The organism is Methylotenera versatilis 301 (assembly GCF_000093025.1).
GTDB lineage: Bacteria > Pseudomonadota > Gammaproteobacteria > Burkholderiales > Methylophilaceae > Methylotenera > Methylotenera versatilis.
On record NC_014207.1, the window covers coordinates 1,130,850 to 1,144,592 of the forward strand.

General features: G+C 42.2%; 16 protein-coding genes. 11 read left to right on the top strand and 5 right to left on the bottom strand.

The features are described 5' to 3' along the window. Positions 1–66: 66 nt before the first annotated feature. The 9 genes from M301_RS05165 (at position 67) to M301_RS05205 (ending at position 6,987) form a co-directional block, all read left to right on the top strand. Positions 67–1,419: a flagellar hook-length control protein FliK gene (locus M301_RS05165; protein WP_013147707.1), complete on the top strand. Its 1,353-nt coding sequence runs from the start codon at positions 67–69 to the stop codon at positions 1,417–1,419. A gap of 235 nt (positions 1,420–1,654) precedes the next feature. Then, positions 1,655–2,152, top strand: coding sequence for a flagellar basal body-associated protein FliL (gene fliL / locus M301_RS05170; RefSeq protein WP_013147708.1), 498 nt, complete (start codon positions 1,655–1,657; stop codon positions 2,150–2,152). 18 nt (positions 2,153–2,170) lie between these two features. Beyond that, positions 2,171–3,175, top strand: coding sequence for a flagellar motor switch protein FliM (gene fliM, locus M301_RS05175; RefSeq protein WP_013147709.1), 1,005 nt, complete (start codon positions 2,171–2,173; stop codon positions 3,173–3,175). Continuing rightward, positions 3,165–3,638, top strand: coding sequence for a flagellar motor switch protein FliN (fliN, locus tag M301_RS05180; RefSeq protein WP_013147710.1), 474 nt, complete (start codon positions 3,165–3,167; stop codon positions 3,636–3,638). The genes fliM and fliN overlap by 11 nt, the downstream gene beginning before the upstream one ends. A 14-nt stretch (positions 3,639–3,652) precedes the next feature. Next, entirely contained in the window at positions 3,653–4,132 is a 480-nt protein-coding gene (fliO, locus tag M301_RS05185) for a flagellar biosynthetic protein FliO (RefSeq protein WP_041359361.1), read from the top strand. Between the two features lie 94 nt (positions 4,133–4,226). Next, positions 4,227–4,934 carry a flagellar type III secretion system pore protein FliP gene (gene fliP / locus M301_RS05190; protein ID WP_148218639.1) on the top strand — a complete coding sequence of 236 codons (708 nt, stop codon included), beginning with the start codon at positions 4,227–4,229 and terminating at the stop codon, positions 4,932–4,934. Positions 4,935–5,013: 79 nt separating this feature from the next. Beyond that, on the top strand, positions 5,014–5,283 hold the full coding sequence (gene fliQ, locus M301_RS05195; protein ID WP_013147713.1) for a flagellar biosynthesis protein FliQ: 270 nt from the start codon (positions 5,014–5,016) through the stop codon (positions 5,281–5,283). A gap of 61 nt (positions 5,284–5,344) precedes the next feature. Continuing rightward, entirely contained in the window at positions 5,345–6,157 is an 813-nt protein-coding gene (gene fliR, locus M301_RS05200) for a flagellar biosynthetic protein FliR (protein WP_013147714.1), read from the top strand. 77 nt (positions 6,158–6,234) lie between these two features. Next, the gene (locus tag M301_RS05205; RefSeq protein ID WP_013147715.1) at positions 6,235–6,987 is read left to right on the top strand and encodes a flagellar brake protein; all 753 of its coding nucleotides are present in this window, start codon (positions 6,235–6,237) and stop codon (positions 6,985–6,987) included. Positions 6,988–7,090: 103 nt separating this feature from the next. Here the strand turns inward: M301_RS05205 and M301_RS05210 are convergent, their stop codons facing one another. Both M301_RS05210 and M301_RS05215 read right to left on the bottom strand, forming a co-directional pair. Next, the gene (locus tag M301_RS05210) at positions 7,091–7,537 is read right to left on the bottom strand and encodes a hypothetical protein (protein ID WP_238524669.1); all 447 of its coding nucleotides are present in this window, start codon (positions 7,535–7,537) and stop codon (positions 7,091–7,093) included. A gap of 38 nt (positions 7,538–7,575) precedes the next feature. Further along, positions 7,576–8,790: an EAL and HDOD domain-containing protein gene (locus M301_RS05215; protein ID WP_013147717.1), complete on the bottom strand. Its 1,215-nt coding sequence runs from the start codon at positions 8,788–8,790 to the stop codon at positions 7,576–7,578. A gap of 223 nt (positions 8,791–9,013) precedes the next feature. Here M301_RS05215 and rlmF point away from each other — a divergent pair, with 223 nt between their 5' ends. Both rlmF and M301_RS05225 read left to right on the top strand, forming a co-directional pair. Then, on the top strand, positions 9,014–9,958 hold the full coding sequence (gene rlmF, locus M301_RS05220; protein WP_013147718.1) for a 23S rRNA (adenine(1618)-N(6))-methyltransferase RlmF: 945 nt from the start codon (positions 9,014–9,016) through the stop codon (positions 9,956–9,958). A 142-nt stretch (positions 9,959–10,100) separates the two neighbouring features. Continuing rightward, complete coding sequence (locus tag M301_RS05225) at positions 10,101–10,607, top strand: EF-hand domain-containing protein (protein ID WP_013147719.1); 507 nt, start codon at positions 10,101–10,103, stop codon at positions 10,605–10,607. Between the two features lie 99 nt (positions 10,608–10,706). On the opposite strand, the gene M301_RS05230 is transcribed toward M301_RS05225, so the two are convergent. The 3 genes from M301_RS05230 to M301_RS05240 all read right to left on the bottom strand — a co-directional run bounded on the left by M301_RS05230 (position 10,707) and on the right by M301_RS05240 (position 13,707). Beyond that, entirely contained in the window at positions 10,707–12,086 is a 1,380-nt protein-coding gene (locus tag M301_RS05230; protein WP_041359362.1) for a sensor histidine kinase, read from the bottom strand. 14 nt (positions 12,087–12,100) lie between these two features. Next, positions 12,101–12,790 (bottom strand): response regulator transcription factor, encoded by a 690-nt coding sequence (locus M301_RS05235; protein ID WP_041359862.1) that lies wholly within the window; start codon positions 12,788–12,790, stop codon positions 12,101–12,103. A gap of 140 nt (positions 12,791–12,930) precedes the next feature. Then, a complete protein-coding gene (locus tag M301_RS05240; protein ID WP_013147722.1) occupies positions 12,931–13,707 on the bottom strand; it encodes a ferredoxin--NADP reductase in 777 nt (258 codons plus the stop codon). Positions 13,708–13,743 lie beyond the last annotated feature (36 nt).

The window sequence follows — 13,743 nt, forward strand, 5'->3', positions numbered from 1 at the left end:
TGCAGATGGCATCAATTGAAAAATAAATCATCACTTGAGCGAGTTTAATTTTTGGGGTTGAGTAACATGAAAAACTTATCATTACAAATGACAGAAACATTATTAAAAAAACCAGCGGATGCTGTAAGCAAAAGCACTGTGGTATCTGATGGCGCAGCCCAAGTGGAAAATAACGCTTCATTTCAAATGATGTTGAATAAACAAGTGCAAGCTAAGCATGCTTTAGCTAGAGAAGTTGAAAATAGACAAAGCCAAACTAAACAAGCGCAAAAGACCACTGGAAAAGAATCCAGCTCAACGACAACACAACCTGAAAATGTTGATGCAACTACCACACAAAAGAGTGTGCAGAAAGTTAACCATTTACAGCTGGCGATGATGGCGACCAGTCGTGCAAAAGCTCAGAAAGATGCTGAGAGTATCGATCCGATGCAGCTTGATTCCAAAGATTTGATGGCGCTTGATGCGAAGTCTACATTAGTTAAAAAGAGTGATGAGACTAAAGCTGACAGTGACGTCGCAGCTTCGACAGATGTTAATTTGACCAGTAACCCTTCAATCACAGATGTTTCTGGCGCGCAGATGCTTTCGTCCATGATTTCTGAAGCTAAACAAGCGCCACTTGGTCAGGCTGTAGAAGGCGCGGAAATGAGTGCCGAGAAACAGCTTACTTTGGGCGCTGAAAGAGGCTCTGTATTAAAAGATGCGGTATTAAGCAATGCATTATCTCAGGGTAAAACCGCCTCTGACGCCAAAGATTTAGCTGTAGTTGACGATAAGCAGTCTCGTCATGATTGGATAGACGCCATGTTGCCAAATGCATCTAAACCAACAAATGGAGATGATGCGGCTAGATTGATGCTAAAGGCGGAAAAAGAATCTGCAATGAATCAAGTGGCAGTGCCGGCTAATTTTCAATCTACCAGTCAATCAATCACGCAAATTAGCGCGGCTGAGACTATGCAGCAGCTAGGTAGCAGCAATACTATCAATGCTTACCCAGGAAAAACAGGTTGGGATCAAGCCATTAGCCAAAAGGTCGTGTGGATGTTAGGTGGCCAAGAGCAATCTGCCACGCTAACACTTAATCCGCCAGATATGGGGCCGTTGCAAGTCGTGATTCATGTTCATAATGATCAAGCCGATACGACGTTTATTTCAGACAACGCTGAAGTAAGACAGGCGCTGCAAGATGGTATGGATAACTTACGTAACAAAATGAATGAAGCTGGTATTCAATTAGGGCAGGCGAACGTGAATTCGGGCGGGCAAATGCAACAACAGTTTCAACAAGCTGCTCAACAATCAAGAGCTGATGCCTCACTCGGCAGAAATGATTCGGCACCTCCATTAGAACACCTGAGCAGCCCTAAAACCTTGGTTCGCACGTCCAATGGTTTGGTTGATACTTTTGTGTAAGCGCTAGGTTAGCTGTGGTTTGATAGACGATTCCTCTTGCATGAGTCTGTAAGTTGGCATGGACTTAATTTGTCTAAATAAAATATTTTCAATCACAATCTTCAATTTAACGGCTTTTTCCCTCTCTTATCTAAGCATGTTATTCAGCCGTTTTTTTCCATAATGTAATCATCGATAACGCCAGTGACTGCAATACAGGCAGTACAGGTTTAGTTCATTATGGAAAGGCAACAAAATGGCAGCAGATCCAAAGCCCGATGGCGCTGAAGTAGCACCGGCACCAAAATCCAAGAAGAAACTTATCATTATGATTGCCGCAGTCGTTCTATTGGCCGGCGGTGGCGGGGCGGGTTGGTTTTTAACACATCAAAAATCAGATCATAAAAAAGAAGAAGCCAAGCATGAAGAACCAGCACATGCGCCAGTATTTGTGACGCTTGAGGCTTTTACGGTCAATCTTCAACCTGATCCTGATGAAAAGTTTTTACAAACTGAAATTTCACTACAAGTAGCTAGCCCCGAGCAAGAAGAACTGCTGAAATCCCAAATGCCCGCTGTTAGAAGTCGTTTGTTAATGCTGTTAACCAGCAAAACAGCCTCTGATATTTCAACTTCTGAAGGTAAGCAAAAACTGAGTGATGAGATTGTCGCCGAGGTTAAAAAGCCATTTTCTAAGGGCGCTAAGCCACAAGAGGTAACTGGCGTATTTTTTACTTCATTCGTGATTCAATAACGCGTTCTATATTAAGCCATGGCCGATAAGTTTTTATCTCAAGATGAAGTTGATGCCTTATTAAAAGGCGTTGATGGCGATCAAGACGACGATCAACCTGCGAGTAATGCGGGTGATGTGCGTGATTACAACCTTGCTACGCAAGAACGCATTGTGCGTGGGCGTATGCCTACGCTTGAGATTATCAATGAGCGATTTGCTCGTTTGGTACGCATCGAACTGTTTAACTTTTTACGCCGCACTGTTGAGGTGTCGGTAGGGCCTGTTCGCATTACTAAATACAGTGATTTTGTTCGAAATCTAGTGGTGCCTACCAATTTAAATCTGATACAAATGAAGCCGCTGCGCGGTACCGCACTGATGGTGTTTGATCCAACATTAGTATTTTTGGTCGTTGATAATATGTTTGGCGGTGATGGCCGCTTTCATACGCGAGTAGAAGGGCGTGACTTTACTCAGACTGAACAACGCATTATTCAGCGTATTCTCAATATCGTATTTGAAACTTACTCAAAATCATGGGAGCCAGTTTATCCGGTTCAATTTGAGTACATGCGCTCTGAAATGAATACCCAGTTTGCCAATATCGCTACCCCTAATGAAGTGGTCATTGCCGTGACGTTTAATGTCGAATTAGGTCCAGCGAGTGGCGAGATACACTTTTGTTTCCCTTACTCAATGTTAGAGCCGCTTCGCGACATGCTCAGCTCACCATTACAAGGTGAAGTCTTAGGTACTGATAAACGTTGGGTGAAACTGATGACTCAACAGGTACAAGCTGCTGAGGTTGAGATTGTGGCCGATCTTGCCAAAACTAATATGATGATTGGTGATGTACTGAATATGAAGGTGGGTGATGTTGTGCCACTTAATATTGAAGAATCTATCGAAGCGCAGGTTGATGGTGTGCCTGTCATGCTTTGTAAATACGGGATGTTTAATGGCCAATACGCATTACGTGTGGAAAAGTTATTAAGATCCAACTCAACTGAATATATTAAAGGAGAACCTTATGGCGAATGATGCTGCAGAAGATACGGCTGTAGCCGAGGATGATTGGGGCGCAGCGATGGCCGAACAAAGCACTGCTGAAGCCACCGATGACTGGGGTGCGGCTATGGCCGAGCAAGAGGCTACAGATACTTCAGCTTTACAATCTAAGAATGCTGAGCAGACACAAGTGTTTACTGAATTTACCGCTAAAAATAAACTGCAAGATACGCAAAATGACATTGATTTCATTTTGGATATCCCTGTACAGCTTACCGTTGAACTTGGCCGTACCAAAATTGCGATTAAAAACCTGCTGCAATTAGCGCAAGGCTCAGTGGTTGAGCTTGATGGCATGGCGGGTGAGCCTATGGACGTTTTAGTGAACGGCTGCTTAATTGCGCAAGGTGAGGTAGTGGTGGTGAACGATAAGTTTGGTATTCGTTTGACTGACATTATTACGCCTGCTGAACGTATTCGCAAAATAAACCGCTAATAGAAATGCTTGTCATGAAAAAACATCACAACTTTTTGACTTTGAGTGCTTTAGCAATGCTTGGCCTTATGCCGAACTTAGCTTTGTCCGCAGAGGCTGTTGCGGTATCGCCAACAGGTGGCGTGCTTAAAATGGTAATTGGTCTTGCTGTGGTGTTGGCTGTAATGGCGCTGATTACTTGGGTTTTAAAGCGCATGGTGCCTGGTGTAGGCAACAAACAATCTGTTATTCGTATTGTTGGTGGAGTCAGTGTAGGTTCGCGCGAGCGTGTTGTGGTGTTAGAGGTCGCTGGTAGGTGGATTGTGGTTGGCGTTGCGGCTGGTCAAGTCAGTAGTCTTGCGAATTTAGAAAGTGGCACTAACAACCTTGCTGAAAGCATACCGATGGGCAGAAGTATGACGGATTCAGACAATGATGGCTTTAGCAATACCTTTGCCGCATGGTTACTAAAATCAACAGGTAAGATTTTAGAAAAAAAAGATACAGATAGTTAAATAGATAATTCAATTTAAGTTAGCCATGACTAGACCACTACTAAAATCTACACTCAATACAATCATTGCATTCGCTGCGCTGGTTTTAGCCAGCATGCTGATGTTGCCTGGCACGGCATTGGCTGAAAATGGCATGCCGCTAGTGAATGCCTTACCTGCTGCGGGTGGTGGTCAAAACTACACCTTGAGCTTACAAACGCTCATCTTACTGACTTCACTTACGTTTCTGCCAGCAGCTTTGCTAATGATGACTGGCTTTACACGCATCATTATTGTGTTGTCGTTGTTACGCCAAGCATTAGGTACGCAATCTGCACCGCCAAATCAGGTGATGGTGGGTCTAGCTTTGTTTTTGACTTTCTTTGTGATGAGCCCAGTGATAGACAAAATTTACGTAGATGCCTATCAACCGCTTTCAGAAAACAAGATTACCATGCAGGAGGCTATGGATAAAGGCGCAGCACCACTTAAAGCCTTTATGATGAAGCAAACACGTGAAGGCGATTTAGCGCTATTTGTGAATATGGCAAAAATCGAGAAGATTGAAACGCCAGATCAAGTGCCTTTATTAGTGTTAGTACCCGCTTTTATGACCAGTGAGTTAAAAACCGCATTCCAAATCGGCTTTGCTATATTCATTCCATTTTTGATTATTGATATGGTAGTTGCGAGTGTATTGATGGCGATGGGGATGATGATGGTTTCGCCCTCTATCGTGTCATTGCCATTTAAGTTGATGTTGTTTGTATTGGTCGATGGCTGGCAGTTGTTGCTAGGTTCGCTGGTACAAAGTTTTTACTAAATTTATTTTTTACTAAGCTTGTTTTTAATAAAACAGTTTGTTAATAAAATTAGACGATTTTTTCTAAAAGGAAACAAAAATGACCCCAGAAAGCGTGATGACATTAGGTCGAGATGCAATGGAAATCACTTTGCTTGTTGCTGCGCCAATTTTATTGGTAGTGCTGGCGATTGGTCTTTTAGTGAGTATTTTCCAAGCGGCAACGCAAATTAACGAGGCTACCTTATCATTCATTCCCAAGCTGGTCGGCGTGTTTGGAACGCTGATGTTCGCTGGTCAATGGATGTTAACCACTTTGGTCGATTATATGCATTTAGTCTTTACCAGCATTCCTGCTATGGCTAACTAGGCCAGAGTTAATCGGGTTAAGTTTCACTAGATTAAGCCACGTAAAATCGCAGGGTTACATTATGATTTCAGTCAGCAGCGATCTTCTACAAACTTGGATAGTTAGCCTGCTTTGGCCGCTCACCAGAATATTAGGCGTCATAGCAGCGGCTCCTATCTTTAACCATACCGCCATTCCCAATCAAGTTAAACTTGGTTTGGGCATTATGTTGACCTTAATCATAGCGCCAACATTGCCAGCGATGCCGCATTTTGAGATATTCTCATTTCAAGGTTTGCTGATACTAGTGCAGCAACTAGTGATAGGTTTAGCCATTGGTTTTAGTATGCGCTTGGTTTTTTCGGCCGTTGAACTTGCAGGGCAGTTGATTGGCATGTCGATGGGGCTTGGTTTTGCTGGTTTCTACGATCCGCAATCTCAAGGACAAAGTACCGCGGTTAATCAGTTCTTGGTATTGTTGGCGATGCTTATTTTCTTAAGTTTAGATGGCCATTTACTCATCATCACAGCCGTAGCTAATAGTTTCTTGACCATGCCGATTACCGTCGGTAGTAGTGGTATCGACCCTTTAAAAATCGCGATGTGGGGTGAAACTATATTCAGTGTAGGTTTAATATTAGCTTTGCCTGCGGTGGCGGCTCTGTTGATTACCAATATGGCATTAGGCATACTCACAAAAACAGCACCACAACTCAATTTGTTTGGTATTGGCTTCCCTGTTACATTAAGCATAGGTTTGGTTGTGATCGCACTTTCATTACCAGGCATGCTAAAGCCGATTGAGAACTTTATTGAGCAAGGCGTCAGCAATATGTCGCAGGTGGCGGTGCCTACAAGTGCTTCAGATTTAGGCAAGACAATCGTGAACAAATAGCACAAATACACGGTATGTGTAGTTATTAGAGTACTAGTAGTTAATAATAATGACAGTAGAAAGTTAATGGGAAGATCATGGAAGACGCTGCACATGCAAATGATGAGGAACAATTTATTGTTCAAAATCAAAAACAAATCATTCAGATATTAAACGAACTAGCTAAGCATCATGAATTGCTTAAAATATCGTTTAGTCACGACACCTGTCTGACTAATGTGATTTCTGTCGATGCCCACAATCATGTGGTATATCTTGATATTGGCATTGACGATGCATTTAACGATCGATTACTGGCTAGCCATCATGTGGTTTTTGCTAAAGAAGATGGCGTTAGAATTAAATGGACAAGTGCGCAACTCACATTAGCCACGCTAAAAGACGGCAAGGCCATTAAAATTGCTCTGCCACAAAAGTTAATGCGCTTGCAGCGCAGAGAATTCTTCCGGCTCGCTACACCTATTGTGAATCCTGTGCCTTGCATCATCCCCATTCCAAATGCAGAAAATCCTGATGAAGATGGAACATTAGAGCTGACATTAGTTGATGTAAGCCTTGGTGGAGTTGGCGTGATAGCCGCTAATCCATTAGATGAGGTATTAGTCATAGGGGCTAATTTCGATAAATGCAGAATTAACTTCCCTGAAGTCGGCGAGACAAACCTCACACTGCAAGTGCGTAATATCACACCAGTCACCATGAAAGACGGCGCGACCAAGTACCGAGTTGGCCTACAATTTATATCACCATCACGTGGTAACGAAGGTTTGATTAATAAATATACCTTTAATTTGGAGCGCCAAGTCATGGCATTGGCAAGTAAGATGTAGTTATTTAGGATATTAAGTGATTTGTGTGATGCTAACTCACTACTAAAGCGGTCAGTGCTTGATTCGGGGAGTTGGCTTCAAACAGTCTTGATTGAATGATGGGTTAGCGGTTAATTTGTACAAGGATTTCATTTGCAAGTTTCTCCATGCGCTCAAGTCCAACATCTGCCTTTTGTAAAAAATCCTCATCATAGTGATTAGGGTTTGCCCAATGCATACCTTTTATTTGGCATCGCTTTGCCAGTTTAGTAATTCCGATATCTTGGAGAGCAAAGCTTAATTCTGTCCAAAGGATTGATAAATGCGCTTCAGTCTCATGACTCTGATTACCAGTATCTTTCATGCTACGCATATATACTGCAGTTTCTCTTGAGGCAATAATTACATTTCTAACGGCTCTAACGGAATGTTCTTTTCTATCATCGCTAGCTCGATCCAAATTTGTGAGCCATGATTTAGCATGTTTGAGCATTTCCCAAAGTATTTTAGAGGTGATGATTTCTATATAATTTAATAGTAACGTGAATTTAATAAGAAAAGCCCTAGTCAATAAAATATTGCCTAAGGCTTTTTGTAGATTAAGTTTACTTAAATACCCAGCGTTTCAACCCAAGCTAATGCAGCAATATGACATTCATTTACTTTTGTCGCATCAAACTGCAGTAATTCTGCAATTTCTAGAATACGCTTATTGTCTGAGTCTTCGCATGCCTCGGTTAGTTGCAAGAACGGTCCGTAAATGCCTGAGCGTGTGAGTAGTGCTTCACTGACGGTTTCTGGTAGTTGAATTTTTTCAAGCACCGTTTCCATCGGCATTTTTAGTATGGCGTCTAATAATGAGAACACACCAACGATGAATAGATTATCGCGATCATGTTTTTCAAAATAGCTTTCACCTAATAGTTCAGTTAAGCGTCCGCGCGTGATGGATGTTTTCATTAACGCAGGAGGCGTGGAATTTTCGCCAGCGGTCACCATGAGTAGCGTTAACCAGCGGTATAGCTGCTTTCTGCCTAAAATAGTTAAAGCGTGATTGATGGACTGTATTTCACATGAAAGCCCAAATCCAACAGAGTTAATATAGCGCAGCAGCTTGAAAGATAATGCGGTATCTTTTTTAAAGCCAGCTTCAATGTCTTTGATTTCACCATCTTGGCTGACTGTATTGAGAATATTCAATACGCTATCAAATGAGGCATTGATGACTTTAGAGGTAAATGTTTCAGGGCGTGCAAAATGAAACCCCTGAAACAAGCGAAAACCGACTTTTTTACAATCTTCAAATTGTGCGTCAGTTTCCACTTTCTCAGCAATCATTTTTACTGAGGACGCATGGAGTTCATTATATGCTTTTTGTAATTCTGCAGAATTAAGTGTTTGAACATCAATTTTAATATAGTCAGCACATGGCAGTAACGGGGAGGTCTCTGCGCTTAAATGCGGATTATCTAGGGCAATCTTAAAGCCTTGCTCACGTAGATTTTTGCAACGCTCGACAGTTTCTGCGCTTGGCGTGACCGTACGTAAAATTTCAAGTACAGTGCGCTTAGGCGGCATTAGCTCTAAGAATTCGCTTTTTAGCATTGCTTCATTCACGTTGATGAAAGCAAGTTTGTCACCTAAAAGCCACTGCATATCAATGCCGCCTATGGTGTTCATCAGCACGCTGGAGTAGGCTTTGAACTCATCCTCAAATACGGCGCTCTCTGCTTCTGCACTATGCCTAAAGAAAAGCTCATAACCAATGATTTGTTGCTTTTCATCCATAATGGGCTGGCGCCCGATAAATGCTTGATCTTCCATATTCTCGACTCTCAAATTCAACTTTTAGACAATGTGCTTTAGCTAGTACTTAATTGCTTATTCTTATGCAAATTCTACCTTATAACTGATGCAAATCACTATGATGAATAAAGCGCATTTATGTGCTTTATTCGCCCTTTTCAAGGGCAGTAGAATTTTAAATAGATGATATGCTACTTGCACTGTAACTGAATACAACAACTAGAATAAAACGATTAGTACGATGACTAAATCTGACACCATAAAAATAGGCTTACACCCGCGAAATAAGCACAGAGGTCGATACGATTTCGATCAACTCATTCAGGCCAATGCTGCATTAGCGCAGTTTGTAAAACTAAATGAATATGGCGAAGCCTCTATTGATTTTTCTAATGCGCAAGCTGTTAAGGCGCTCAATCAGGCATTGCTCAAGCAGTTTTATGGAGTTGCAGTATGGGATATTCCAAAGCAGTACCTTTGCCCACCTATTCCAGGAAGAGCAGATTATTTGCATTGCATGGCCGATTTACTTAGCGCGACGAATGCGGGTGTTACACCACAAGGCGAATCTATTAGAGGCTTAGATATCGGCATTGGTGCAAATGCAATTTACCCGTTGATTGGCAACCATGAGTACGGCTGGAATTTTGTAGGGGCAGATATTGATAGTAACGCTTTAAAAAATGCGCAGCATATTTTGGATGCGAATATGCTATCAAACATGATTGAACTACGCTTGCAAACCTTACCTAACTGCATTTTTAAAGGCGTTATCAAGCAAGGTGAAGCTTTTGACTTTACGATGTGCAATCCTCCTTTTCATGCCTCTTTAGCGGATGCTCAAGCAGGCACAGAGCGCAAATGGCGCGGTTTAGGTAAAACTAAGAAGCATGCTCAATCTACAGTGTTGAATTTTGGCGGTCAAACTACTGAGTTGTATTGTGAAGGTGGCGAAGAGGCTTTTGTCACTACCATGATTAATGAAAGTAATCAGTATGCAACGCAGTGCTTATGGTTTAGTACGCTCATTTCAAAAGCTACAAACTTGCCTAGTGTTTACCGCGCGCTTAAAAAAGTGAATGCGCTAGAAGTAAAAACCATAGACATGACACAAGGTCAAAAGCAAAGTCGTATAGTTGCTTGGACATTTTTGAATGCCAAGCAACAACAGGCTTGGTATTCTTAGCAGTTTTATCAGCACTCACTGCCTTACATACTTTTACATAACTTTACTCATTGCAGCCTTAGCTATTGATAATCTCCGACGATATAGGTTTATAGCTTCATTAATTTAATCTAAACATAAATCGTAAATAAGGAGATTTAAAATGTCTGTTAGCGGAGTTGGGAGTGCAGGCGGTTTTGATGTGTCGAAGATGGCATCACAGATGTCCAAGCAGATGATGAAGACATCGGATGCCAACGAAGACGGGTCGCTAGATAAAGCTGAGTTTACAAAAGCATTAACGGCCATGGGTGTTTCGTCGGAAGGTGCAGCCAAAAAGTTTGATAGCATCGATAAAAATAATACGGGAAAAATATCACAAAGTGATATTGAGGCGGATATTAAAGAAACCGCCAAGAGTGCTCCCCCTTCAGGAAAGCCACCTGCAGGTGGTGCTGGAAAACCCGGAGGCGCTCAAGGTGGTGGAGACACAAAGAGTTATGATGTGAAAGATACCAACAAAGATGGAACGGTATCTGCCGCAGAAGAGTTAATTTACGATATGAAGCATGCGGCAACTGACAAAAAATCTGATGCAAGTGCTAATCAGCAAACACAGAAGACTACTGCGCAGCAGAAAGTGGGTAGTGTGGTTGATGTAACCGTATGACTTAGGCTGAAAGTAATATTACTGAAAAGGAGGCTTTTTGAAAGCCTCTTTTTTATGGTTGAGTATTTGTAGCTAAGTAAAAAACTCGTTAATTAAGAACTAGTAAGGCAACATGATTTGTATACTAAAGCCTGTAGGTTTGAGGTTTTTCGCAGCAACGCTGCCGCCATGCGCTTCAATCACCTGCTTGGTGATGGCTAACCCAAGCCCATTCCCAATGGTTTGACTGCCAGAAATGCCCCTAATAAATGGCTTGAAAATATCTTCAAGCTCAGTTTCTTTTACACCTATACCTTGATCTGTAACGGTGATGCATAGATTCTTTTCTAAAGCAGAATGAGTCGTGGCAATGCTAATCTCACTAGATTCTGGACCATATTTAATGGCATTACGCACTACGTTCTCAATCGCCCTGTAAAGTAAGTCTGGCTGACCTTCTAAAACATAATCTTGGTCTACCATGAGATGCAAATTAATGCGTTTAGATTTGGCTTCAAATTGCGCATCGACAATAATGCTATTGAGCAAGGGGCTTAATTCTAGTTGTTCTTTTTTAATTTGAATGACGCCAGACTCTAGCTTGGATAACTCTAATAACTCACCCACTAAACCATCGATGCGATTAGCCTCTAGCTCGATACGGTCAAGAAAGTCGGATGTCGGATCCTGCTTCATTAAACCTAAAGCCATTTGCATTCTGGCAAGCGGTGAGCGCATTTCATGCGAAACATGGTGTAACAGCCTAGTTTGCGCTTGTAATAAGCTTTCTAAGCGCGAAGCCATTGCATCAAAATCATGACCTAAATCTGAAAGTTCATCACGTCTCTTACCCATGGCATGCGCCACTCTTACGTCTAACTTGCCGTTAGAGGCTTGTTTAAACGCTGCGCGTAGGCTGCTGATAGGTTTTGAAAAATACGCTGCAAGTATGGCTGCAAATATCAAGCTTACAAGAGAGCCACCGAATAATGGCATTAATGGAAACCTCGGTGGCGGTCTTGGGGAAGAGATGCCATTCTTTAGCATATGTTCTGGCAGTTGACCGTGGTGGTGGCCAAACTCATCTCTGCGGCCATTATCTTGAACAAATAACAAGTAGGACTGACCATTACTTAGCTTAATGTTTTTGGCAAACGCTTGAAATTTTGCATCTTGGGCTAGCTTGTTGGCCATATCCAAGCTGGCTTTTGTGTAAGGGCGCAGCATTAACTCTTGACCATTTTCTCTTACCGCGAGCACTTTTGGCATAGGCTGGCGTTGCCAGTCTTGTAAAAGATGCTTTAGCCCCTCTACGCCGCCAAATTGTAAAGTTGAAGATGCGGCAGCTAGCAAAGATCTTGCTGGCGGCGACATTTCGACTCCATTATCTTGTAAAACTTCATGTCTGTTATGCAGCCAGATGGCAAAGCTTAAGCCTATAACAGTGGTGAGCTGCGCCAAAAAGAAGAATATGAAGAATTTCCAGAATAGTCTGCCCATTAGGTTTACCAGCACTATTCCCTAATCAATTGGTAGCCCATGCGATATACGGTTTGAATGTAATCGCTACCATTAGAGCTTGTGCCAATTTTTTGCCTGATGCTACTCATATGCACGTCTACACTACGGTCAAATCGTACTAATGTGCGACCCATTGCCTGCAGCGCGAGGTCTTCTTTGCACACTACATGACCCGCATTTTTAGCGAGTATTTCTAGTAAGTTAAACTCGGTACTTGTTAGGTTAATGGCTTTGCCTGCTACCTCTACGCGGCGCTGCGCTGGCGTGATTGTTAAACCGCCAATCACGATTTGTAAGGCCTGCTGAGAGCCATCTTTGGTGATTTTTGACCTGCGCAACAAGGCGCGAATGCGTGCCAATAATTCGCGCGGCGTACAAGGTTTTGCAACGTAATCATCTGCACCTGATTCCAGCCCCATAACACGTTCTGATTCATCGCCTTTGGCGGTGAGCATAATCACAGGAATATGGCTTGCTTGGCGAATGATCCGTAGTGTTTCGATACCGTTTAGCTTAGGCATCATCACGTCTAGCACAGTTAAATCGAATTGACCTGCGAGTACATATTGGGCGCCCGTCTGACCATCATTAGCCACTGTCACATCAAAACCCTCTGTGACCAGATACTGTTCAAGCATCTCCGTGAGTGCTATGTCGTCATCAATAAGCAATATTTTATGCATCATTACACATGTAAATTAATAAAAGATTCAACATCATAGCTACTAAGGTATGCAATAAACAGTAGCGCACTATGACATTTACTTAACTTTACTTTTACTGTGTTTGCTGCGAGAGCAGAGGAGTGCGTATTTAGGACAGATTACTTTTCAACAAAAGCGCGTTCAATCACATAATCACCTGGGTCACCGATACGAGGTGATACTTTAAAACCTAAATTATCAAGCAGCGTTTCTGTATCAGCCAGCATTTGTGGGCTGCCACATATCATGGCGCGGTCATCTGTTGGGTTGATTGGTGGTAATCCAATATCTTCAAATAGCTTCCCTGAGTTAATCAGATCGGTCAGACGACCTTGATTACGGAAAGGCTCTCTGGTGACTGTTGGGTAGTAAATTAATTTATTACGCACTTCCTCGCCAAAAAACTCATTGTTTGGCAGTTCTTTTTCAATAAAATCTGCGTAAGCCAGCTCGCTGAGATGACGTACGCCGTGTATCAGTACCACTTTTTCAAAGCGATCGTACACTTCAATGTCTTGAATCAGGCTCATGAACGGCGCTAGACCAGTACCTGTAGAGAGTAAATAAAGATTCTTAGCTGGTTTTAAATCGTGAATCACTAAGGTACCCGTTGGTTTACGGCTGACTAATAGTTCATCGCCCACTTTTAAATGTTGCAGGCGTGATGTCAATGGACCATTAGGCACTTTAATACTAAAAAACTCTAAATGTTCTTCATAATTAGGGCTGGCAATACTATAGGCACGTGTCAGTGGGCGACCATCAACTTCAAGTCCTATCATTACAAATTGACCGTTCTCAAAACGTAACCCTGGGTCACGCGTAGTCTTAAAACTGAATAAACTGTCATTCCAGTGATGGACACTGAGTACACGTTCGCTTGAATATTTGCTCATATTTTTTCTTAACTTAATTGATTAAAGGTAATTTTT